Source organism: Rahnella aquatilis CIP 78.65 = ATCC 33071, from assembly GCF_000241955.1.
In the GTDB taxonomy this organism is placed as follows: Bacteria; Pseudomonadota; Gammaproteobacteria; order Enterobacterales; family Enterobacteriaceae; genus Rahnella; species Rahnella aquatilis.
In genome coordinates, this window is the sequence record NC_016818.1 from 148,551 (window position 1) to 170,071 (window position 21,521).

Annotated in this window: 21 protein-coding genes; 16 read left to right on the top strand and 5 right to left on the bottom strand. The window is 52.5% G+C overall.

All coding sequences use genetic code 11. From position 1 onward, the window contains the following. The first annotated feature begins 80 nt into the window (after window positions 1–80). Window positions 81–2,135 (top strand): AsmA family protein, encoded by a 2,055-nt coding sequence (locus RAHAQ2_RS00665; protein ID WP_014333405.1) that lies wholly within the window; start codon window positions 81–83, stop codon window positions 2,133–2,135. 69 nt (window positions 2,136–2,204) lie between these two features. On the opposite strand, the gene RAHAQ2_RS00670 is transcribed toward RAHAQ2_RS00665, so the two are convergent. The 4 genes from RAHAQ2_RS00670 to RAHAQ2_RS00685 all read right to left on the bottom strand — a co-directional run bounded on the left by RAHAQ2_RS00670 (window position 2,205) and on the right by RAHAQ2_RS00685 (window position 6,750). Further along, window positions 2,205–2,972 carry a CDP-diacylglycerol diphosphatase gene (locus RAHAQ2_RS00670; RefSeq protein WP_014333406.1) on the bottom strand — a complete coding sequence of 256 codons (768 nt, stop codon included), beginning with the start codon at window positions 2,970–2,972 and terminating at the stop codon, window positions 2,205–2,207. A 59-nt stretch (window positions 2,973–3,031) separates the two neighbouring features. After that, window positions 3,032–4,354 (bottom strand): MFS transporter, encoded by a 1,323-nt coding sequence (locus RAHAQ2_RS00675; RefSeq protein ID WP_013573467.1) that lies wholly within the window; start codon window positions 4,352–4,354, stop codon window positions 3,032–3,034. Between the two features lie 287 nt (window positions 4,355–4,641). Further along, window positions 4,642–5,766, bottom strand: a complete 1,125-nt coding sequence (gene yhjD / locus RAHAQ2_RS00680) for an inner membrane protein YhjD (RefSeq protein WP_014333408.1) — start codon at window positions 5,764–5,766, stop codon at window positions 4,642–4,644. Window positions 5,767–5,850: 84 nt separating this feature from the next. Further along, window positions 5,851–6,750, bottom strand: a complete 900-nt coding sequence (locus RAHAQ2_RS00685; RefSeq protein ID WP_037040750.1) for a LysR family transcriptional regulator — start codon at window positions 6,748–6,750, stop codon at window positions 5,851–5,853. Between the two features lie 126 nt (window positions 6,751–6,876). Here RAHAQ2_RS00685 and RAHAQ2_RS00690 point away from each other — a divergent pair, with 126 nt between their 5' ends. Continuing rightward, the gene (locus RAHAQ2_RS00690; RefSeq protein WP_014333410.1) at window positions 6,877–7,635 is read left to right on the top strand and encodes an SDR family NAD(P)-dependent oxidoreductase; all 759 of its coding nucleotides are present in this window, start codon (window positions 6,877–6,879) and stop codon (window positions 7,633–7,635) included. 3 nt (window positions 7,636–7,638) lie between these two features. Here RAHAQ2_RS00690 and RAHAQ2_RS00695 read toward each other — a convergent pair whose 3' ends face one another. After that, window positions 7,639–8,385 (bottom strand): flagellar brake protein, encoded by a 747-nt coding sequence (locus tag RAHAQ2_RS00695; RefSeq protein ID WP_014333411.1) that lies wholly within the window; start codon window positions 8,383–8,385, stop codon window positions 7,639–7,641. 257 nt (window positions 8,386–8,642) lie between these two features. Here RAHAQ2_RS00695 and RAHAQ2_RS00700 point away from each other — a divergent pair, with 257 nt between their 5' ends. The 14 genes from RAHAQ2_RS00700 (at window position 8,643) to RAHAQ2_RS00765 (ending at window position 21,471) form a co-directional block, all read left to right on the top strand. Next, window positions 8,643–9,221: a cytochrome b gene (locus RAHAQ2_RS00700; RefSeq protein ID WP_014333412.1), complete on the top strand. Its 579-nt coding sequence runs from the start codon at window positions 8,643–8,645 to the stop codon at window positions 9,219–9,221. 31 nt (window positions 9,222–9,252) lie between these two features. Further along, window positions 9,253–9,795 (top strand): tetratricopeptide repeat protein, encoded by a 543-nt coding sequence (locus RAHAQ2_RS00705; RefSeq protein ID WP_014333413.1) that lies wholly within the window; start codon window positions 9,253–9,255, stop codon window positions 9,793–9,795. Between the two features lie 80 nt (window positions 9,796–9,875). Then, window positions 9,876–10,331 carry a sigma-70 family RNA polymerase sigma factor gene (locus RAHAQ2_RS00710; RefSeq protein WP_014333414.1) on the top strand — a complete coding sequence of 152 codons (456 nt, stop codon included), beginning with the start codon at window positions 9,876–9,878 and terminating at the stop codon, window positions 10,329–10,331. Continuing rightward, the gene (locus RAHAQ2_RS00715) at window positions 10,328–11,104 is read left to right on the top strand and encodes an anti-sigma factor family protein (RefSeq protein WP_014333415.1); all 777 of its coding nucleotides are present in this window, start codon (window positions 10,328–10,330) and stop codon (window positions 11,102–11,104) included. Before RAHAQ2_RS00710 ends, RAHAQ2_RS00715 begins: the two co-directional genes overlap by 4 nt. Before the next feature lie 303 nt (window positions 11,105–11,407). After that, complete coding sequence (locus tag RAHAQ2_RS00720) at window positions 11,408–13,057, top strand: malate:quinone oxidoreductase (protein WP_014333417.1); 1,650 nt, start codon at window positions 11,408–11,410, stop codon at window positions 13,055–13,057. 185 nt (window positions 13,058–13,242) lie between these two features. Then, complete coding sequence (locus RAHAQ2_RS00725; protein WP_014333418.1) at window positions 13,243–15,570, top strand: type VI secretion system Vgr family protein; 2,328 nt, start codon at window positions 13,243–13,245, stop codon at window positions 15,568–15,570. After that, complete coding sequence (locus tag RAHAQ2_RS00730; RefSeq protein ID WP_014333419.1) at window positions 15,571–16,410, top strand: DUF4123 domain-containing protein; 840 nt, start codon at window positions 15,571–15,573, stop codon at window positions 16,408–16,410. 28 nt (window positions 16,411–16,438) lie between these two features. Further along, on the top strand, window positions 16,439–16,948 hold the full coding sequence (locus RAHAQ2_RS00735; protein WP_014333420.1) for a DUF2569 family protein: 510 nt from the start codon (window positions 16,439–16,441) through the stop codon (window positions 16,946–16,948). A gap of 12 nt (window positions 16,949–16,960) precedes the next feature. Next, window positions 16,961–17,455, top strand: coding sequence for a DUF2569 family protein (locus RAHAQ2_RS00740; RefSeq protein ID WP_014333421.1), 495 nt, complete (start codon window positions 16,961–16,963; stop codon window positions 17,453–17,455). A 43-nt stretch (window positions 17,456–17,498) separates the two neighbouring features. Further along, the gene (locus RAHAQ2_RS00745; RefSeq protein ID WP_014333422.1) at window positions 17,499–18,029 is read left to right on the top strand and encodes a DUF3304 domain-containing protein; all 531 of its coding nucleotides are present in this window, start codon (window positions 17,499–17,501) and stop codon (window positions 18,027–18,029) included. Between the two features lie 20 nt (window positions 18,030–18,049). Beyond that, window positions 18,050–18,568, top strand: coding sequence for a DUF3304 domain-containing protein (locus tag RAHAQ2_RS00750; RefSeq protein ID WP_014333423.1), 519 nt, complete (start codon window positions 18,050–18,052; stop codon window positions 18,566–18,568). A 37-nt stretch (window positions 18,569–18,605) separates the two neighbouring features. Next, window positions 18,606–19,124 carry a DUF3304 domain-containing protein gene (locus tag RAHAQ2_RS00755; RefSeq protein WP_014333424.1) on the top strand — a complete coding sequence of 173 codons (519 nt, stop codon included), beginning with the start codon at window positions 18,606–18,608 and terminating at the stop codon, window positions 19,122–19,124. A gap of 35 nt (window positions 19,125–19,159) precedes the next feature. Then, complete coding sequence (locus tag RAHAQ2_RS00760; protein ID WP_014333425.1) at window positions 19,160–19,681, top strand: DUF3304 domain-containing protein; 522 nt, start codon at window positions 19,160–19,162, stop codon at window positions 19,679–19,681. Next, complete coding sequence (locus RAHAQ2_RS00765) at window positions 19,681–21,471, top strand: DUF2235 domain-containing protein (RefSeq protein ID WP_014333426.1); 1,791 nt, start codon at window positions 19,681–19,683, stop codon at window positions 21,469–21,471. Before RAHAQ2_RS00760 ends, RAHAQ2_RS00765 begins: the two co-directional genes overlap by 1 nt. The last annotated feature ends 50 nt before the right edge of the window (window positions 21,472–21,521 follow it).

Consider the following 21,521-nt stretch of genomic DNA (forward strand, 5'->3'; position numbering starts at 1 on the left):
ATGCTGTTTCCGGCAAGCTGTTGAGAATTCAACTATAGTTAAACTCCGGAATTCGTTAACTGCCTGAAAGGAACAGATTTATGACGCGCACAGGTAAAGTGATTTCCTGGGTGGTGGGTGCGATTATCATTTTATTGATTGCTATCGTAATTTTCATTGCGACATTCAACTGGAACCGCCTCAAACCGACCATTAATCAAAAAGTCAGCACCGAACTGAACCGTGCATTCGCGATCCGCGGTGATTTAGGCGTGGACTGGTCGCGTCAGAAAGACGAAGCGGGGTGGCGCGCGTGGGTGCCCTGGCCGCACATTCATGCTGAAGATATCGTGCTCGGCAACCCTTCCGATGTGCAAACCGGTGAAAAAGATGCGCAGATGGTGAAACTCGCCCGCGTTGACGCCAGCATTGCGCCACTCGCCTTATTGCATAAAGAAGTGCTGATCCCGCGTATCTGGCTGAAGCAGCCTGATACTTCGTTGCTGCGTCTGGATAATGGCAAAAATAACTGGACGTTCAATCTCGCCAACAGCGATACCCAGGATCCGGCACAACCGCCGTCAGCCTGGTCATTTACGATCAATGATATCGTGTTTGATCGCGGGCAAATCGACTATAAAGACGCGAAACTGAAAGCCGATTTCCGCGCCGTGATTGATCCGCTGGGTAAACCGCTGCCGTTCACGGAAGTGGTTGGTGATAAGAAAGATGCACCAAAAACCAAAACCCCGCCTTACGTATTTGGCTGGAAAGTTGAGGGTAAATACAACGGCGAATCGCTTTCCGGCAGCGGCAAAATCGGTGGCATGCTGGCGATGAAAGACCCGGATGCGCTGTTCCCGTTGCAGGCAGATGTGCGTTCCGGGAATACGCGGGTGGCTGTGGAGGGGACATTGCAGGATCCGATGAATCTTGGCGGCCTGGATTTACGCCTGAAATTCTCCGGCCAGACGCTGTCTGATTTGTATGGTCTGACCGGCGTGCTGCTGCCGCAAACACCGCCGTATTCCACCGACGGCCATTTATCGGCGACGTTGCATGATAAAGACGGCGCAGTTTACCGTTATCAGAACTTTAACGGCGAAATCGGTGACAGTGATATTCACGGCTCACTGAATTATCAGGCCAGCAAACCGCGGCCTGAACTGACCGGTGAGGTCGTTTCAAAACAGCTGCGCTTTGCTGATCTGGCTCCGCTGATTGGTGCCGATTCCAACACAGATAAAGCTAAGCGTGGTGAAACCACCCGTCAGCCTGCCGACAAAGTGTTGCCGGTAGAGAAATTCGATACCAAAAGCTGGCGTGTGATGGACGCCGATGTGAAATTCAGCGCCAAACGCATCGAGCACGGTGAGTCCTTGCCGCTGAGTGATTTAAGCACTCATCTGAAACTGAATGACGGTGTGATCCTGCTTGACCCGCTACGTTTCGGTGTGGCTGGCGGTAATCTGAATTCCACTATCCGCCTCGAAGGTGACAAATCACCGATGCAGGCGCGCGCCGATATCCATGCCCGTAAGCTGAAGCTCAAACAACTGCTGCCACGCGTACAGTCGATGGAGCGCAGTCTGGGCGACCTGAACGGTGACGCCACGCTGACCGGTACGGGTAACTCCGTTGCCGCGCTGCTCGGCACCAGTGACGGCGACATGAAAATCCTCATCAATGACGGCGTAATTAGCCGCGGTCTGATGGAACTGGCGGGGCTGAATGTCGGTAACTATGTGGTAAGCAAACTGTTCGGTGATGACGAGGTGGCCATCAACTGTGCGGCCGCCAACGTCAATGTGAGGAACGGTGTGGTCACGCCACGGCTGTTTGTGTTCGATACCGAGAATGCGGTGATCAACATTACCGGCAACACCAATATGGCGACCGAACGACTGGATCTGTCGGTCAACCCGGAAAGTAAGGGGGTGCGTGTCCTGACCTTACGTTCACCGCTGTATGTTCGTGGCACCTATAAAAATCCGGATGCGGGGGTGAAACCGGGGCCGCTGATTGCCCGCGGTGCTGCGGCTGTCGCGCTCGGTGCCGTCGTTGCACCCGCCGCCGCGTTGCTGGCGCTGATCTCTCCAAGCGACAATGAAGAAAACCATTGCGGTCCGATTTTGCAGCAGATGAAACAGAAGTAATCGTATTGGATTAACGCCTCCCTCTGCGAAGGGGAAGGCGCTAACCCTGCGCGCCTTCTGGCACCAGAATTACTGAGGCAACGGATCCAGCACCGCGCACTTGTGGTCCTGGATCTCCTCGGTGGAGGCGTTATTGAGTTTGAGTAAGTCACGCTCGCTGGCGAGCAGCAGGAAATCGCCGCCCGGCAGACTGACCATCGCCATACCGAAGTGGCCCATTTTCTTCTGCGCGTCCGGTACGCCTTCTGCCAGAAGACGGAATGCGCCTTTCTCATTCAGCTCGGCCTGCGTCACTTTACGTGCCAGATAGGTATGGCCGAGCAACTTATCCGGCAATTCCTGCCAGTTGTATCCCATCTGCCCGCCATCTTTGCTCAGCGTGGTTTTCACCTGCGGCAAAAGACATGAAATATGAATGTGCAGCTGGTTCTGCGAGCGTCCGTATTGCGAGTTAATCGCCAGCGAAACATTGCTGTCATCAATGGGTTTACCGTATTTATCGGCCATAAAATGCCGCGCATTCCATGCCTGACTGAAAAAGTTGGGTGTTGACGGTTCGAGCAGCGCCGGGCTTTCCATACCGGTGATCCGCGCAGTGGGCATCAGCAAGTATTGCAGCGGGCCGTTCAGATCTTTCAACACCACAAACCCTTGTTGTTCATCCACCTGCGCGCAGGGATCGGGTTTTCCGTTGCTGCGCTGATTGGGCACGCATTTCGTACTGACGATGTTCCACAGGGCGTTCGGATTGGAGGAGTGAGGCCAGAAATACCAGAAGGCCGCAGCAATAACGATAAGCAGGAGCAGGAGAGGCAGGATAAATCGACGCAAGCGCATAAGAAACCTTCGCAGAAGGCACCGTGCCGGGCGCAAACCGGGCACGGTATCCGGGTCAGTTACAATGACTGATGGGCGGTTTCTTTGGACAGCAGCAGCGCGATCAGTGTCAGCGTTGCCATTGAAGCCAGATAAACGCCCACATAGAACAACCCGTAATGGGTTGCCAGCCAGGTGGCGATGTACGGCGCAACAGATGCGCCCAGTATCGAAGACACATTATAGGAGAAGGATGCGCCGGTATAGCGAACTTCTGTCGGGAACAGTTCCGGCAGCAGTGCGCCCATCGGACCGAAAGTCAGCCCCATCACCATGAAACCACACAGCAGGAATACCATCACCAGCGCCTGTGAACCGGCGCCCAGAATGGTCGGGAAGCACAGGGCGAAGACGATCATCAGCAACGTAATGCAAATCATGGTTTTGCGACGGCCAAACTTATCCGCCAGCTGACCGGCAACCGGCACCATCACACCGAAACCGACCACACCAATCATCAGCATCAGCAGGAATTCATTACGTGGAATGCCCAGACCCACCGGTTTGGCAGCCGTGCCGTAACCCAGTGAATACACGGTCATGATGTAGAACAGCGTGTAAGTGGCGACCATGATGAAGGTCCCGAGAATCGTCGCTTTTTTGTATTTTGTGAACAGCGTGCCGATCGGTACTTTGACCTGTTTCCCGGCTTTGGCGATTTTGGCGAACACCGGTGTTTCGTGCAGGGAAACACGCACATACAGACCGACGATAACCAGCACCGCAGACAGCAGGAATGGTACACGCCAGCCCCAGGAAATGAACTGTTCGTCAGTCAGCAGCCACGACAGCAGCAGGAACATGCCGTTCGCGAAGAAGAAGCCAATCGGCGCGCCAAGCTGCGGGAACGAACCGTACAGCGCACGTTTCTTCGCCGGTGCATTTTCAGTGGCGAGCAGCGCCGCGCCGCCCCATTCACCGCCCAGCCCCAGACCCTGACCAAAACGCGCCAGCGCCAGCAGCATCGGTGCAAATACGCCAATCGTTGCATAAGTCGGCAGCAGGCCGATCACCACGGTGGAAACGCCCATCGTCAGCAAAGAGGCCACCAGCGTGACTTTACGTCCGACGCGATCGCCGAAGTGACCGAAGAGCGCGGAGCCGATCGGCCGGGCGACAAAGGCGATGGCAAAGGTGGCGAGAGACTGTAGCGTGGCCGCCGTCGGGTCACCCTGCGGGAAGAAAATGTGTGGGAAAACAATCACCGCAGCGGTGGCATAGATATAAAAATCGAAGAATTCAATGGCCGTTCCGATAAGCGATGCCACGATGACTTTGCTGCGGGAGTTCTGACTCACCAATTGCGCGTCAGCTTCTAATTCTGGAGTGATAGTGGCTTGCATAAGTGTTTCTTATTTGTAATGAGTGGGAGGGATCTAATGTAAATAAATGTATATCGAAAAGGCATCTTATGCAGAGCGCGGCGGTATTTCAACGCAGCGGAAGCCGGGAAAAAAAACGTTTAACGCCGGATCGGGGGATTATTTTATCAGGGCAGGAATTCGCCAGTCATAAGTTTGGTGAATGGATGAAAGGCAGAGTAACTGACTGCAAAACCGCAAAATAAAAGTGCGGCTCTCAGTCAGTTATTCTGGTTTTCAGGGCAGTGCAAGTGCTTGATTGGTGTTATTCACTGCTTTTTGCGTTCATTGTCAGAATTAAATTCCGCTATATGCATTTCATCTGGCACGATGAGGTTGTCCGGCGTGTATTCACTGTCGTTTCCGGTAGCCATTTTTTGCGCCTCAGCGGTCTTTTGCCTGCGATCCGGCATCCGCGGGTCATCTTTGTATTTCGCCGTTGCTATCCACGCAGCCACAAACAACGTCAGGCGGGCGAAGAAATAGAAGAAAGCCATCAGGCCGATCACTGAACCAAATGCTGCGCCGGAAGGCGAGGTCGCCAGCTTCGGCAGCGTCATGGTCATCACAAATTTAATCACCTCAAAACCTATCGCTGCCAGCAATGTGCCGCGCAGCAGCGCTTTTTTACGTGGCTTGTGACGCGGCAGCATCCAGAAAATCCACAAAAACAGCAGATAGTTTGCGGCAATGGAAATCACCAGTGTAATGCTGGTCATCACCGGTCGCAGCCAGTCAATGCCGCCCAGCCCCAGCGCATCAACAATCGTTTTTTGCGCCGCTCCGGCGATTGACGTCAGCGACAGCGTGATAATCAGCGCCAGTACCAGCCCGGTCAGGGAAATAAAATCGCGAAGATAGCGGCGGTAAATCTTCTCCTGATCCTGCGGATTACGCTCCCAGACATCGCGCGACTGGGCGCGGATCGCCTCGCGCAGATTCCCCATCCAGCTTACACCGGAGTAAAGCGCAATCAGCAAACCGGATAACCCCACGGCGGTGCGCTGCTGGATGGCGGTATTCACCGTGCTTTTCAGCGTATTCGCCAGATTCGGGTCGCTGATGCTGTTGACGATTTTGTTGATCAGTTCTGCCAGCAAATCAGGATTTGAGGCCAGCACAAAACCGACTGCGGCGAAGGACACCATCAGAATCGGGATCAGTGACAGAAAAGAGAAATAGGTGATGGCCGCGCCAAACTGGCTGCCAAGGCGATCGTTAAAGCGTTCCGTGGCACGCAGCAAATGTGCCACCCAGCCCCAGGACTGTACATATTCCACCAGTCGTGAAAATCTGCCGATGTTTTTATCCACCGTCTGATTACCGGTTTTGATGTTGATCAGCGGCGTCGGTTTTTCCTGTGTGGCCGGTGCTTGTTTTGAAATGATGGGCATTGATCCATGTTGTCCTTAAAAGTGCATCCGGTTTTAAGTATAGACGCCTGAGGGGCTCAGGCGACGGGGCGGCGGTTTAATCGCTCAGGCAATGAACGTTTGGGTCAGTTCGGTCAGCCAGTCCATAAATACTTTGACGCGGCGTGAGAGGTTCAGGCGGTGCGGATAAACCAGCGTTACCGGCATGGGCGGCGCACGAAATTGCGGCAAAATACTCACCAGCTGACCCCCTGCCAGCGCGTCGCGCACGCCAATCAGCGGCACCTGAATAATGCCTAAGCCGTTGATACAGGCGCTGACGTAGGTTTCGGTGCTGTTTACCGTAACGGCACCGCCGCTTTTAACCGTTTTCAGTTGTTTGCCGTCGAGATATTCAAAGGCCGACGTATGGCTGCCGAGGATTTGTTCATAATGCACCATGGCGTGTTGCGCCAGCTGGTCAGGGTGATCCGGCGTACCATAGCGGCGCAGATAACCCGGACTGGCGCAGTTAATCATGCTGAGTTGCCCGAGCGGACGCGCAATCAGCCCGGAATCTTTCAGGGTGCCTGAGCGGATCACACAGTCAAACCCTTCCCGCACCACATCCACGCGGTGATCGGTGCAGCTCAGTTCAATTTCCAGCGCCGGATAACGGTTAAGAAACTCCGCCAGACGCGGTAGCACCAGATGCGTCGCCATACCGGTGGTCATATCAACCCGCAACCGTCCGCTGACACTGGCCGGATTCGACTGAAACATCGATTCCAGTTCATCCATGCTGGCCAGCAACTCTTTGCAGCGCTGATAAAACACCTGACCGTCCTGTGTCAGTTGCACCCGGCGCGTTGAACGGTGTAGCAAACGTGCCGACATCCGCGTTTCCAGTTGCTGCACCAGCCGCGACACGCTGCCTTTGGGCAACCCCAGACTTTCAGCCGCACGGGTAAAATTATTCAGTTCAGCGACGCGCACGAAAACCTGCATTGATTGAATTTTATCCACATTTTGCCCGATTGTTGTTGAGAATGAGACAGTGAAAATCATTATGGCCCATTTATCACTCTCAGGTAATCCAATAGGCTGTATTTCATTCGATGCAACAGTAGCAACATGCCAATGAGGTCTGATATGAACCGCAAAATCGCAATAGTGACCGGCGGAAGCCGGGGTTTAGGCAGGAATGCCATTGAAAAACTGGCAAAAAAAGGCGTTGACGTCATTCTGACTTATCACAATCAGGCCGGTGCGGCGCAGGAAGTGGTGGCCTCAGTCGAAGCGCAGGGTGGAAAGGCCGTTGCGTTGCAGCTCAATACCGGTGAGTCCGGCAGTTTTGCTGCCTTTGTTGTGCAGGTTAAAGCGCAACTGCAACGGGTCTGGCAGCGCGATACTTTTGATTTTCTGGTCAACAATGCCGGGGTTGGTTTACATCAGTCTTTTGCTGGTACCACCGAAGAACAGTTTGATCTGATGATGAATGTCCATCTGAAAGGGCCATTCTTCCTGACCCAAAAACTGTTACCGCTGATGGCTGACGGTGGCCGCATTCTGAATATTTCCAGCGGACTGGCGCGTTTTGCGCTGCCGGGATCATCGGCTTACGCCATGATGAAAGGGGCCATCGAAGTGCTGACCCGCTATCAGGCAAAAGAACTGGGCGCACGGGGTATTACCGCCAACGTGCTGGCACCTGGCGCCATTGAAACGGATTTCAGCGGGGGGATGGTGCGCGACAATCCGGACGTGAATAAACTTGTCGCCAGCAATACGGCACTGGGCCGCGCCGGTTTGCCGGACGATATTGGTGATATGGTGGCGCTGATGCTCAGCGATGAAGCGGGCTGGATGACCGCCCAGCGCGTTGAGGCTTCAGGCGGTATGTTTATTTAAACGTTAATCGTGCTGGAAACGCTTTGCTTTTATATGCTGCTGTTTTTCCAGCTCAAAAATCGCCCGTTGCAGGTCGCGTTCCTGCGCGGGCGATAAATGCGGAAACTTAAAGCTCAGCCGTTGCGACGTCACGGTTTCGCCTTTATTGCTCACCGATTTACGCACCATCGCGCCGAGATACTGCAAATCCAATGTAAAGGTTCCCAGCTCCGCTAACTGAATCAGCGAATCTTTCAGCATTGACCCTTTGGTCATTTCCGGCGGCGTTGCCCCTTCAATTTCCAGCCCCAGCCCGCCGAGTGAAATATCACGCACGCGATAAGCAAACTCAGAAGTATCAGGCAGTATTCCGCTGCAGCGGTAATCCGGCATCCGCGGCACATTCACGCGAAAATACTCACGGCGCTGAATGAAATACAACACGGGCGGCAGATCGCAGGTAAATGTCGGCAAACCTTCATAGCTGATCTGACGGACTTTACTGCAGGAAAACTCGACCTTGGCACCGGCCGGTTCGGCAACAAACGTCAGGGTGTCCGCCTCAGCGGCCAGCGTGTTCTCGTAATCGGAACTGCCCAGATCGAACAAGAACTGATGATTGTCAGCATCAACGTCCAGAATTTTACTGATAAATTGTCCGCGGGAATGGCTGATCATGATCAGGGTCTGGTTCTTCTTTAAGTCACGCAGAACGGACAAGATTGCCAGCGTGTTCCGCTTCGCAAACGACTCTTTCGATACTTCGCTCACCTGCCACACCTCATAGGAAATAAATGCAAAATTATGGCGCAGCCGTTGCCGTAAAGGGCGCCTGTTACGGATTATCGGCTACTCAGAACAAAACTTTACCAGGTAATAACGGGTGTCTTTTCTCCTCGCCTTGTATCACTCAAAGTATTTTTATCACTCAAAAGCATAACAGGCGAAAATTATTTTCCCCCGCAACCGAATAGAAAGTCATGCTCAGGTGTTTACCTTTATATCGAACATTTACGGGCACGGTTTTTATGCAAACTTCTTCTGTTGTTCTTCGCAACCGTTACGACGGGCTGACGATTTTGTTGCACTGGCTGACCGCACTGGCGGTGATTTTCCTGTTTGCCAGCGCGCATATCTGGGAAGTGCTGGAGCGCGGCACGCCGCTGCGTAAAGGGCTGCAATCGGTGCATATCTCGGTGGGGATCCTGCTGGCGGCGATTATCACCGGGCGTCTTTTATGGCGTTTGTTTACCGTCAGCACCGGTCGCAGTAAACAGCAACCGGTCGCCATGCCGACGCTGATGAAAGCCGCCGCGCACCTGACCCATCTGGCGCTCTATTTATTGCTGGTCGCGCAAATCATTCTGGGCTTTTTATTCCGCTGGTCGCAGGCCGAACCGTTCTACTTCTTCGGTTTATTCCCCATTCCTGACGTATTTAATTTCGACAGCGTGATGACCCAAACCTTCGGCTCGCTGCACAACAACGTTGCCTGGGCGCTGATCATTATTGCGGGTGTGCATGCGCTGGCGGCACTTTTCCATCATTACGTTCTTCGCGACGGCATTCTGCGCCGCATGTTACCGGGTAGCAAAAGCCGCCCATAAGTCATCGGTTAATTCCCTACAGGACATCATTATGAAGACAAAAAAGGTTTTACAGGCGCTGCCGGTCGTGTGTCTGGCGGCTAATCTGTTGTTTTTCAGCGCGGCGGCCAGCGCCATGGGCGATGATTCCGACGCTAAAAAAACGCCGGACTGCCCGAAGGGGCAAATCTATGACAGCAAAACCAAAAGCTGCATGGTGGATAAAGGCAGCATGATTTCCGATCAGGATAAAACGCAGTATGCCTATCATCTGGCGAAAACCGGCCGTTATCAGGAAGCGCTGACGGTGCTGGATACGCTGAAAGATCAGAACACCAAAGAAGCCTGGAACTATCGCGGCTATGCCACACGTAAACTCGGGCGCACCGACGAAGGCATCGGCTATTATCAGAAGTCGATTGCGATTGACGCGAACTACGCCAAAGTCCGGGAATACCTCGGCGAGGCGTATATGATTAAAGGGCGTCCTGATCTCGCCAAAGCCCAACTGGCGACTATCAAAGGCTTGTGCGGCACCGGCTGCGAAGAATACCGCGACCTGAGCGCCGCCATCGACGGTCATCCGGAATCCTGAAAACGGAGAATCGATAAATCTTACCGGCAGACTTACGTCCTGAACTGAGCCAGTGCCTGTCCCGTCTGTGGCGCTACGCGATGGTGCTGTCGCGCAAGCACGATGTGGCAGACGATCTGGTGCAATCCACCTGCGTGCGGGCGCTGGAACGCTGTGCGCAGATTAAGGACAGCACCGGCGTGGACCGCTGGCTTTTTTCTATTCTGCACTCGATATGGGTTAACGAACTCAGGGCGCAGCGCGTCCGTCAGGGGCAGGGATTTGCCGATGTCGGCGAAACGGACACCCCCGCCGATACGCCGTCTTTTGAAGAACGCCACTGGCACACGCAGGTGATGCAGCGGGTGAACCGCCTGCCGGAAGCCCAGCGCAACGCGGTGTTTCTGGTGTACGTCGAAGGTTTTACCTATCAGGAAGCGGCGATGACACTTTCCGTGCCCGTCGGTACCATCATGAGTCGTCTGGCGACCGCCCGGCTGACGCTGGCAAAAGACGCGGGTACCGCCACACAACCGCAGCAGGGAGAGAAAAAATGACCCGTGAAATCCCGTCTGCGCCTTACGCTGATGATGTTCTGGTGGCCTACCTCGATAACCAGCTCAGTGAGTCTCAGCGCGCGAAGTTTGACGCACAACTGGCGCAGGATGACGTGCTGGCGCAACGGCTGGTACAGATGTCACGCAGCAATTTACCGTTCCACGATGCGTTTGGCGCGATGTTGCAGGAAGCGCCGGTCGGGAAATTACAGGCCGCGCTCGACGCTATCCCTGACGCACGGGCTGCCGGTTCATCCGGATCCAGCCGCCGCGCATTGCTCGCCGCGTCGTTAAGTTTTCTGGCCGTCGGGCTGCTGGCCGGACGCTATTCCACGCTTTTTACATCAGACGATAACTGGCGTGCGCGTGTGGCGGATTACATGTCGTTGTATACCGCCCAGACGCTGGCGGATGTTTATGATTCTGCCAGCCAGCAAAAAATTCAGCTCGCGCGGGTGCAAAACACCTTAGGCATCGCACTGAACCCTGCGGCGCTGGCGGTGCAGGGCGCAGATCTGAAAGACGCCCGCATGCTGCATTATGACGATTATGACATCGCGCAAATTACCTATCTGGACGCGCAGTACGGCCCGATGGCCCTGTGCATTACGCGCAGCGAACACCGCGACAATACGGCATTGCAGCGTGAAATCCGCCGGGGAATGAACGTGGTTTACTGGCGCAATGCCGGTTACAACTTCATGCTGATCGGCCACAGTCCGGCACCGGCTCTGACCGCCCATGCCGCAGCTTTACAGGCGAATCTGGCCTGAGTAATTTCGTCACGTCACTAACTTATGTAATTATTTAAAGTATTAAACTATTTTTAATGCACGTAACGACAATGTTAAATTGTTTACGAAATCTCGATAATATGAGTATTCGGCAACATTTGTGTGGCTGATTTGTCGTTCTTCGCCGCGGTTTTCGTTACTCCCCATTATTGTCCTTTCATACTCTGTGGAAATAACCGTTTATTTCCCACCGCAACGGGTTGTTGATTTCGTTTATCCGGAAGAAATCTGGATAGCTTTCACCTGCAAAATTAAAACTAAACATTCAGAGAAACAGACGTCATGAGAAAGATACTCGCCATGATCCTCTGCCTTAACGTGGTTGCTTTCAGCCAGTCAGCGTTGGCAGAAGATGAAAAGCCCGTTGATGTGTTACTGATCGGCGGCGGCATTATGAGCGCGACGCTGGGGACATATCTTCAGGAATTAGAACCAGACTGGTCCATCAACATGGTGGAGCGTCTGGACGGCGTGGCGCTGGAAAGCTCGAACGGCTGGAACAACGCCGGTACCGGCCATTCTGCGCTGGCAGAAATGAACTACACCCCGGAAAAAGCCGACGGCAGTATCGATATCTCCAAAGCGGTTGAAATTAACGAATCCTTCCAGATTTCCCGTCAGTTCTGGACCTATCAGGTTGAGAACGGCGTGCTGCACAATCCGCGTTCCTTCATCAACAGCACGCCGCACATGAGCTTTGTGTGGGGTGATGACAACATCAATTTCCTGCGTAAACGTTTTGCCGCGCTGCAACAAAGCACACTGTTCCGCGGCATGGAATATTCAGAAGACCCGGCGCAAATCAAACAGTGGATCCCGCTGGTGATGGAAGGGCGTGACCCGGCGCAGAAAGTGGCGGCGACCCGTATTCCGATCGGGACTGACGTGAACTTCGGCGAGATCACCCGTCAGCTGGTGGCCTCATTGCAGAAAAAACCTAACTTCTCCCTGAGCCTCGGTCATGAAGTCCGCGACATTAAACGTAACCCGGATAACACCTGGAACGTGACCGTGGCTGATCTGAAAAACGGTGACAAAGAAAGCGTCATCAAAGCGAAATTCGTCTTTATTGGCGCAGGTGGCGCGTCCCTGACGCTGCTGCAAAAATCCGGTATTCCTGAAGCGGACAACTATGGCGGCTTCCCGGTGGGCGGTGAGTTCCTGGTGACCGAGAACCCGGACGTGGTGAAGCGCCATCTGGCAAAAGTGTACGGTAAAGCATCTGTCGGTTCTCCGCCGATGTCCGTTCCGCATCTTGATACCCGTATTCTCGACGGCAAACAGGTTCTGCTGTTCGGGCCGTTCGCCACCTTCTCCAGCAAGTTCCTGAAAAACGGTTCTCTGTGGGATCTGTTCGGCAGCGTGAATTTCTCTAACATCATGCCGATGACTCACGTGGGCATCGACAACTTCGATCTGGTGAAATATCTGGTCAGTCAGGTGATGCTCTCTGATGATGACCGTTTCGATGCATTACGTGAATACTTCCCGGATGCGAAGAAAGAAGACTGGCGTCTGTGGGAAGCCGGTCAGCGCGTGCAGATCATCAAAAAAGATGAGAAAGAAGGCGGCGTTCTGCGTCTTGGCACTGAAGTGGTCAGCTCGAAAGACGGCAGCATTACCGCACTGCTGGGCGCCTCTCCGGGCGCATCCACGGCGGCACCGATCATGCTACACCTGATGGAAAAAGTGTTTAAAGACAAAGTCGCGACACCAGAGTGGCAGGCCAAACTGAAGCAAATCATCCCTTCTTACGGCACCGAACTGAACGGCAACGTGGCGGCAACCGAGAAAGAACTGGGCGACACCAGCCGCGTTCTGATGCTCGATAATCCGCAGCCAAAAGCCGCTGAACCGGCCCCTTCTGCGGACAACTCTTCTGCACCTAAACCTGGACAGGAGCAGAAACAGGTTGCAGACGTCGCCCTGTAATCTGAGCCTGTAAAGAGTGATCGTAAAGGCGCGGGTAACTGCGCCTTTTTTCTTCATATCCTTTCATATATCTCTTTGCGAATACTTAAATTTCATTAAACTGTGCCCACAATTTCACCATGTGAATACAGTTTCCTCACACCCCGAAAAGCAGGATGCTTTTCACATGCCAACCAGGGACCGGAATGGACACACTTTCCCGTTATTCTCTTGCTATCTGGAACAGCCCGTACGCTTTGGACGTGCTGAATTTTCGCGGCGAAGAACAGCTCAGCGAGACCTTTTCCTACACCGTTGACGTCACCTGCCCCGCACCGGATATCGGTGCCGCACAGATGCTGCGCCAGTTCGCCAGCTTCACGATGGGCACGCCTTTCCAGCCTGAACGCGCCGTGTACGGCGTTATTCGTGACTTTCAGCGCCTCTCCACCTCCGCCGATGAAACCCTGTACCGCCTCGAGCTGGTGCCGCGCCTGCGGCTGCTGGAAAACAGCACCAACAGCTTTATTTTTCAGAACCAGTCGGTGCCTGAAGTGGTGGAATTTATTCTGCGCAAACACGGGCTGGAGGGGCAGGATTTTGAGTTTCGCCTCAGCCACACCTACCCCGACCGCGAGCTTATCACCCAGTGGGGCGAGACCGACCTGCAGTTTATCAAACGTATTCTGGCCGAGGTCGGTATCTGGTTCCGCTTTGAGGCGGACACCCGCCTGACGTGTGAGAAAGTGCTGTTCGGCGACGGGCCGGAGCAGTACCGGTTTGGCGTCACCCTGCCGTACTGCGAGCCGTCGGGGATGAGCGACGCCCACGCCGAAAGCGTCTGGGGACTGAAAATCCACTGGAACGCCGTGACCGGCAAAATCTTCAAACGCGATTACAACTACCGCGAGGCGACCACGCCGCTCGATACCAGCGCGCAGGTGCGCAGCGCCGCGCCGGTGACCGGCGAAAGCTACCTGTACGCCCGACCCTACCGCGAGGCCGGTGAAGACATGGACGCCGCCGCCGAAACCGGCGCGTTCTACGCCCGCATCCGCCATGAACGTCAGCTGAATCACCAGTGCCGCATTTTTGCCCGCACCACCGGCAGCGGACTGGCGCCGGGTCAGGTGCTGGAACCGCAGGCCTACCCGTTCAGCGACCTGCCGGACGGCATCCTGATTACCCGCATCGTCGCCAAAGGCTCGCGCACCGACCACTTCCGCCTCAATATCTGGGGCATGGCCTACCGCGAAACGATTGGCTTTCGCCCCGAACCGCCGGCGCGGCCGGTGCTCAGCGGCACGATACCGGCGCGGGTGGAAAGCCCGGCCAAAGGCGACACCTATGCGTGGCTGGATAATCAGGGGCGTTACCGCGTACGGATTGACGGCGACCGCGCCTCGGCCGATGCCGGTTATGCGTACCTGTGGGTGCGCCTCGCCAAACCCTACGGCGGTGACGGCTACGGCTGGCATATGCCGCTGACCGACGGCACCGACGTGGCCATCGCCTTTGACGGCGGCGACCCCGACCGGCCGTATATCGCCGCCGCGCTGCACGACTCTGAACATCCCGACCACGTGACCGAACGGAACCACACCCGCAACGTCCTGCGCACCCCGTCAAATAACAAACTGCGGATGGAGGACCGGCGCGGTGAGGAGCACATCAAACTCGCCACCGAATACGGCAAGACCCAGCTGAATAGCGGGCATATCGTCGATGCGCAAAACGCGCCGCGCGGCGAAGGTTTCGAGCTGCGCACCGATGAACACGGCGCCCTGCGCGGCGGTAAGGGCGTCTTTCTCAGCGCGGACGCCCAGCCGCAGGCGCAGGGTCAGGTGCCGGATAACCTCGCGGCGATGACCGAAATCGAATACCTGCAGGGTCAGGTGAAAGCCCTCAGCCAGGCCGCCGCGGAGGCCAAAGCGCTGGAGGCCGACATCGCGGCGCAAATCGCCATGTTCAGCGAACGGCTGAAGCCGATAAATCAGGTGGTGCTGGCCAGCGCCCCGGAAGGCATGGCGCTGACCAGCGGCGAACATATGCAGCTGGCGGCGACCCAAAATATGATACTGAACGCCGGAAAAAACGCGGATATCGGGGTGATTAAGAACCTGACCGTCAACACCGGGCAGGAAATGGGCATCTTTGCCCTGAAGGGCGAAATGAGCCTGAAGGCTGGCGAGGGTAAGGTCGACGTTCAGGCGCAGAACAACCAGCTGTCACTGGCGGCGGGCAAAAAAGTGAGCATCACGGCGGTGGACGGCGACATCCTGTTCAGCGCGAAAAAGCGCATCACGCTGATTGGCGGTGGCAGCTACCTGATCCTGCAGGACGGCAAAATTGAGTACGGCACGGCGGGTGAGTATTTCAGGAAAACGCCGCACACGGTGCTGACGGTGGCGAACCCTGTACGGCTGAATATGCCCTATTTGCCGGGACAGTATCCTGAGCTTAAAAACAAGATTTGTATCGAATGCTTACTTAACGCCATCAAAGCCAACGATGCCATCGTACAGGGAGCGTAAATGATTGAGTCAACAGCATTAGCAGAGTCCGCAGTTGAAACAGAGAACGGTTATTTTTATTTATTGTTAGAAGGTGGCGCACAGGAAACCCAAGCATTTGAGGCCTTTTACACGGTCAATGCTTCGGAAATGTATTCTTTATACCTCCATCCGCAACTCGCCGAGTTTAAAAATTACGGGCCGTGGCTACTGGCGGTGAAAAATAACAATGAACTCACACAAAAGATAAAGGACACACCCGGCGTTGTGGGTGTGATTGCGACTAAATCCTGCCTTTCAGGAGCACTTGCGGCGCAACTTTCTTATGCCTGCACAGTGATTGGCCCGGATGACACTACTGCACTGATTCGCTTTTATACCCGACAGGTGATCAGTCTGCTCGCGCAATGTGGTGAACAGGAATGGCACACCTTTCTGTTCAGGAATATCACCCGGTGGTGGGCACCTTTAGAAGGGAGCTGGCAGCCTGTTCCTCTGCTGGCATCTACTGCAGAAAATCCACGGGATCATGCCGTCAGGCTAAATGAAGAAATCTGGCAACAGATTATGGATGAACCTGAAGTCGGTGCGATTTTAACCCAGTGGCAGAAAATGCCTGCCAGTCAGCATTTTCCTCCCTGTTCGCAGGGCGACATGGTGATTAAAGCACTGGAAAAAGCACGGCTGGCCGGAATGCCCGCAGGCGTCGACAGCAAACTGTATGCACTTTATTACCTTAACGGCGGGAAGAAAATACTGGAATCGGAAGGAATGCAGGTGTCACTTGGTAAGGTTTCACAGGGGGAAGTATCCCTTAAAGAAATACTAAGCAATGCACTTGCAAGTAAATGGCAGTCATAACACTATTAATAACAAGGAAAGTCATTATATGAAAGAAGAACATCAGGATGGTGAAATTAGTTTAACGCCCTGCGTATGTTGTACTGTATTCAGGCAAGGGAAATATTCCAGATTGGGCGGTGGCTTAATTATAATTGCTCTGAATCTGATGCTCGAAATTATCTTTAAAGCAATAAGTTTAATAACCCTGCCATTGTATGGAATCAATTCATTGATTTTTGAGGAAAAGATCAGGGTGGTTAAGTTTTTAATATTTTGCGTTATGGATTTTTTAATTATTGGCTTTGCAATATATGCGTTGGTTTTTCTGATAAGAAAATGTGAAAGATTCAAGAGGGTATTTAAGATTTTTATTGTTATATTAATATCATCTTCATTTTTCGAAGTTATTTTAATTAATATGGAGGAGATATTTTTATATGGTTATATACCATGGACGTTCTTTTTTGATTCGGCTAGTTATCCTATAGTATTAGCCTGTCTTGCGTATCCTTATTTGAAATGTTCAAAAAGAGTCAGGATGACCCTCGTGCATTAATAGGAGTTTGAAATGAATAGTGAACAAGAAATTAAAATCTGTACCTGTTGTTCTGAACAGGACCGTCAAAAACTGACAGGAATTGGTGGCTGGTTGATCGTAGTCGTTTTACATTTATCTTCAATGCTCGTTTTTAATGCCTCGCTGTTTATCGAATTCATCTATGACTTAAATATACCCATAACCGATGGGAGTGATGTCAAACTGATTCCTTTGGTTTTAAATTCCTTTGTTGATGTTATTGTATTTTTAATGGCGGCTTTCTCTCTTAACGCGCTTTTTAGAAAGAAATATCAGTTTAGAAAATATTATCGCTTGTTTATACTTTCCTGTTTATTGCATCCGTTATTATTCGCCTCTTTATGTTTTTGGTATCAAAACATCACGATGTATTCAATTCCGTGGAAAATTATCGGCTTAATGTTTTTATATCCTCTCGGAATGATTTTTATATGCCTTCCGTACCTTGATGAATCTAAGAGAGTCAGGTTAACGCTGGTAAATTGAATATGATATTATTCGACTAGGTACAGTAAAATAAGGGAATAAAATGGATTTTTTTAGAAGACTGGAAAAAATAGACGGAGCCGTTAATCGCGGCTATGCGCGCTGGGGTAAATGGCTGGGCGCAGGATTATTACTGTTCATACTGGGATGGGGTGGCTGGTTAGTCTGGGCATCAATCTGGGGGCCGCCGACCGGGCCGGTGACATTAATTATTCACAGCGAAATTGACCGGCCTATTTTGGGATTTAGTGTGAATGGTGTAGCGGGTGCTAATTCTTCAGCACATGATAAAGAAAACCCTTACGCATCAGGTTCTGGTAAATCCACGTGTTGTGGAAGTATCAGCGGTCAAGAAGCAGATGTTATGTGGACTCTTGATATTACACATGAACAGTATCTTAAGGGGATGCGTCTCGAAAAACGACGTGTTGTTATGCCTATCCCTGAGCGAAAATGGGGGGAGAATTATCTGCATGTTTATTTTCTGCCTGGAGACAAAGTGCGCTTATGGTGGGGGGGTGGCTTTATTAGCCCGAAGGCTGAAGAAATCCCAGATACAGTAAATCGTAAATAAAAGTCATAGCGAGAAATAAAATGGATTTTTTTAACAGACTGGAAAAAATAGGCGGAACCGTTAATCGCGGCTATGTACGCTGGGGTAAATGGCTGGGCGCGGGATTATTATTGTTCATACTGGGATGGGGAGGCTGGTTAATCTGGGCATCCCTCTGGGGGCCGCCGACCGGACCGGTGACATTAATTATTCACAGCGAAATTGACCGGCCTATCCGGGGATTTAGTGTGAATGGTGTGGCTGGGCCCAATGCATTTGCTCATGGCGGGGGTAAAACAACCTGTTGTGGCAGTATCAGCGGGAAGACGGCGGAAGTTATCTGGACTGTTGATTACACCCTTGCGCAATATCAGGCAGGAACTCGTACTGAAATCCATAAAGTAATTATGCCACTTCCCGAACGAAAATGGGGGGAAGATGATTTGCACGTTCATTTCCTCCCCGGAGATAAAGTTTTATTAGGGTGGAGTGACAATGTCTGGTCACCTTATGAAAAACATCCTGACAAGGTTGATAAATTATCTGCGGCAGGCATCTGATTACGTCAGTCAAAAATAAAATAACGTGAGAAATAAAATGGATTTTTTTAAAAGACTGGAAAAAATAGACGGAGCCGTCAATCGCGGCTATGCGCGCTGGGGTAAATGGCTGGGCGCAGGATTATTACTGTTCATACTGGGATGGGGAGGCTGGTTGGTCTGGGCATCCCTCTGGGGGCCGCCGACCGGGCCGGTGACATTAATTATTCACAGCGAAATTGACCGGCCTATTTTGGGATTTAGTGTGAATGGTGTGGCGGGATCCAATGCGTTTGCATATGGCGGTGGGGGCGCGACCTGTTGTGGCAGTATCAGCGGAAAGACGGCGGAAGTTGTCTGGACATTGAGTACAACCCGCGCCCAATACAATGCAGGGCTGCGTACGGAAAACCGTCGCATCGTCATGCCCCTTCCCGAACGCAAATGGGGGGAAGATGATTTGCACGTTCATTTCCTGCCCGGAGATAAAGTTTTATTAGGGTGGAGTGACAATGCCTGGTCACCTTATGAAAAACATCCCGGCAAGGATAATAAATTACCAGCGGCAGGCATCTGATTCCGTCAGTCAAAATAAATAACGAGAGAAATAAAATGAATTTTTTTAACAGACTGGAAAAAATAGACGGGGCCGTTAATCGCGGCTATGCGCGCTGGGGTAAATGGCTGGTCGCAGGATTATTAGTGTTCATACTCGGATGGGGAGGCTGGTTAGTCTGGGCATCCATCTGGGGACCACCGACCGGGCCGGTGACATTAATTATTCACAGCGAAATTGATCGCCCTATACGGGGATTTAGTGTGAATGGCGTGGCGGGATCGAATGCATTTGCATATGGCGGTGGGGGCGCGACCTGTTGTGGCAGTATCAGCGGAAAGACGGCGGAAGTTGTCTGGACAGTTGATTACACCCTTGCGCAATATCAGGCAGGAACTCGTACTGAAATCCATAAAGTAATTATGCCACTTCCCGAACGAAAATGGGGGGAAGATGATTTGCACGTTCATTTCCTGCCCGGAGATAAAGTTTTATTAGGATGGAGTGATAATGCCTGGTCGCCTTATGAAAAACATCCTGAAATTTCTCCTAAATCAGTTGTACGGGGAGATCACTAATGGATATCGAAAGCCTTGTCGCTGCTGCGAATCGTGCGCAGCAGGAAAATGATGCCGGTATAGGAAATTGCTCCCGAGCTTTACACGTAGGTTACTTCTTTGATGGTATTCATCGAAATATCGAACAGGATGCCACAGAAGATCGGTTAAGTAATATCGCACGCCTCTATAGAGCATTTCCTGATGAACTCCAAAACTCAACTAAATGTAGCTATGCAAAATTTTATGTTTCAGGTCTCGGAACCCCATTTAATGAAGATCTAACAACTAAGCTCCACGCCATTATGGATGGTGCGCAAGGCAGCGCGCTGGATGATTTAAAAGATCAGCCCTGGGATATTGCCAAAGAAGCAGGCATAGAATTTTTTAAAACAGGCAAGTGGTGGGAAGTATTAAAAGATGTCGGTAAAAAGCTGATTAAACCCACCGAATTTTTGAAGCTGACCGGGGATATCACGAAAAGTGTGGTGAAAAAAGTGAGCATCGAAGCAACTCCCTGGTTGCGTGACAATCCTGTTATTGCCGACATGCTGGTGACGGGCGTAGATACGCGAATCACTGCGGCAAAACTGCGTTTCGAACGCTTTTTTGAAAGAGCGGTGACCAGCAGTCAGGTGCCCATCAAGCTGATCTCGGTCTCGTTATTCGGTTACGACCTCGGGGCAACTCTGGCGCGTAAGTTTCTGGATACGCTGCTCGACGATATTTGCCAGAAGCAGGGCGATAAATACGTTTATCAGGGTATTCCCGTTGAGATTATTTTTGCCGGTTTATTCGATTGTGCCCGGCATACGCCTGCCAGTAATAACAACGGTGTGGACTGGTTTGTGGGGGCATTCGGCGGCCCCATCAGGGGGATCAGCATTTTGCTGGGGGATAAATATGTCGATCAGGATACCCCGTTACCGGCTGCGGTGAAAAGCGCCCTGCATCTGGTGGCGGCACACGAAACGCGGGTCTGGCGCAGCCTTTACCGCTTAGGCGGCGATAAGCAAAAATACCGCGAGGAGTTACTGCCCGGCTGTTCTGAAGATGTGGGGGGCGGGCTAAAACCTGATGAGCAAAAACCGAGCGCCGAGTTGTGCCGGGTCGCCTTACACAGAATGTACCGTGAGGCTATGCTGGCAGGCGTTCCCTTCCCCGATTTTCAGACATTACATCAAAGTAACCCAGTTATTGCCGAATACTTCATTATGGAAAACAGCGTGAAGGAAAATTCGGTCGCACAGTGGACAGCGTTATATCAGCAGGCAGTGCCTTTTAAAAACCTCAGCGTTGCCGCGCAGAACCTGCACCTCGACAGCTATATCGACTGGCTGGGCAGACAGTTTTATCTTTATCGCAGTCAGTGCATAAAATATGCCGAACAACGCGGGCAGGTGATGGCTTCCGCAGGTGCATCGGCAGGCCTGTTAGGTATCTCGCCAAAAGCGCAGGAGACCGCCAGTGATATTCGCAATGAGATGGATATCTTGCGTAAACACTGGGGCTGGCTGGATGATGTTCACCGCGCCGCACTGAGTATGCAAAATGTGATGGAAATGCCCAATAGCCACGATACCCGGCGTCAGCTCGTGCCCGATGTTTACATTCCTGCATTACGCAGGGCGAAAAAGTTTTTGGCTTACGGGCACGCTGCTTATGAGGGATTACCGCCACCCTGGCCTGAAGACAGCGCTCCCTCAGAGATATATGCCTGGTTTGTACATGATGTGCAGAAGGTGGACAAAGGTGCAGGTATTTCAGAAGATTTTCTGGTGATCCGCTCAATGGAAATGCCCGACAGTTAACCTCCTGATGCCGGCGGTCATCGGACCGCCGGTTGATGGCTTTCCCTCAC

Coding starts and splice junctions, on each gene's coding strand:
- RAHAQ2_RS00665 (WP_014333405.1), top strand. CDS start 81: ATGACGCGCACAGGTAAAGTGATTTCCTGGGTGGTGGGTGCGATTATC.
- RAHAQ2_RS00670 (WP_014333406.1), bottom strand. CDS start 2,972: ATGCGCTTGCGTCGATTTATCCTGCCTCTCCTGCTCCTGCTTATCGTT.
- RAHAQ2_RS00675 (WP_013573467.1), bottom strand. CDS start 4,354: ATGCAAGCCACTATCACTCCAGAATTAGAAGCTGACGCGCAATTGGTG.
- yhjD (WP_014333408.1), bottom strand. CDS start 5,766: ATGCCCATCATTTCAAAACAAGCACCGGCCACACAGGAAAAACCGACG.
- RAHAQ2_RS00690 (WP_014333410.1), top strand. CDS start 6,877: ATGAACCGCAAAATCGCAATAGTGACCGGCGGAAGCCGGGGTTTAGGC.
- RAHAQ2_RS00700 (WP_014333412.1), top strand. CDS start 8,643: ATGCAAACTTCTTCTGTTGTTCTTCGCAACCGTTACGACGGGCTGACG.
- RAHAQ2_RS00705 (WP_014333413.1), top strand. CDS start 9,253: ATGAAGACAAAAAAGGTTTTACAGGCGCTGCCGGTCGTGTGTCTGGCG.
- RAHAQ2_RS00710 (WP_014333414.1), top strand. CDS start 9,876: ATGGTGCTGTCGCGCAAGCACGATGTGGCAGACGATCTGGTGCAATCC.
- RAHAQ2_RS00715 (WP_014333415.1), top strand. CDS start 10,328: ATGACCCGTGAAATCCCGTCTGCGCCTTACGCTGATGATGTTCTGGTG.
- RAHAQ2_RS00720 (WP_014333417.1), top strand. CDS start 11,408: ATGAGAAAGATACTCGCCATGATCCTCTGCCTTAACGTGGTTGCTTTC.
- RAHAQ2_RS00725 (WP_014333418.1), top strand. CDS start 13,243: ATGGACACACTTTCCCGTTATTCTCTTGCTATCTGGAACAGCCCGTAC.
- RAHAQ2_RS00730 (WP_014333419.1), top strand. CDS start 15,571: ATGATTGAGTCAACAGCATTAGCAGAGTCCGCAGTTGAAACAGAGAAC.
- RAHAQ2_RS00735 (WP_014333420.1), top strand. CDS start 16,439: ATGAAAGAAGAACATCAGGATGGTGAAATTAGTTTAACGCCCTGCGTA.
- RAHAQ2_RS00740 (WP_014333421.1), top strand. CDS start 16,961: ATGAATAGTGAACAAGAAATTAAAATCTGTACCTGTTGTTCTGAACAG.
- RAHAQ2_RS00745 (WP_014333422.1), top strand. CDS start 17,499: ATGGATTTTTTTAGAAGACTGGAAAAAATAGACGGAGCCGTTAATCGC.
- RAHAQ2_RS00750 (WP_014333423.1), top strand. CDS start 18,050: ATGGATTTTTTTAACAGACTGGAAAAAATAGGCGGAACCGTTAATCGC.
- RAHAQ2_RS00755 (WP_014333424.1), top strand. CDS start 18,606: ATGGATTTTTTTAAAAGACTGGAAAAAATAGACGGAGCCGTCAATCGC.
- RAHAQ2_RS00760 (WP_014333425.1), top strand. CDS start 19,160: ATGAATTTTTTTAACAGACTGGAAAAAATAGACGGGGCCGTTAATCGC.
- RAHAQ2_RS00765 (WP_014333426.1), top strand. CDS start 19,681: ATGGATATCGAAAGCCTTGTCGCTGCTGCGAATCGTGCGCAGCAGGAA.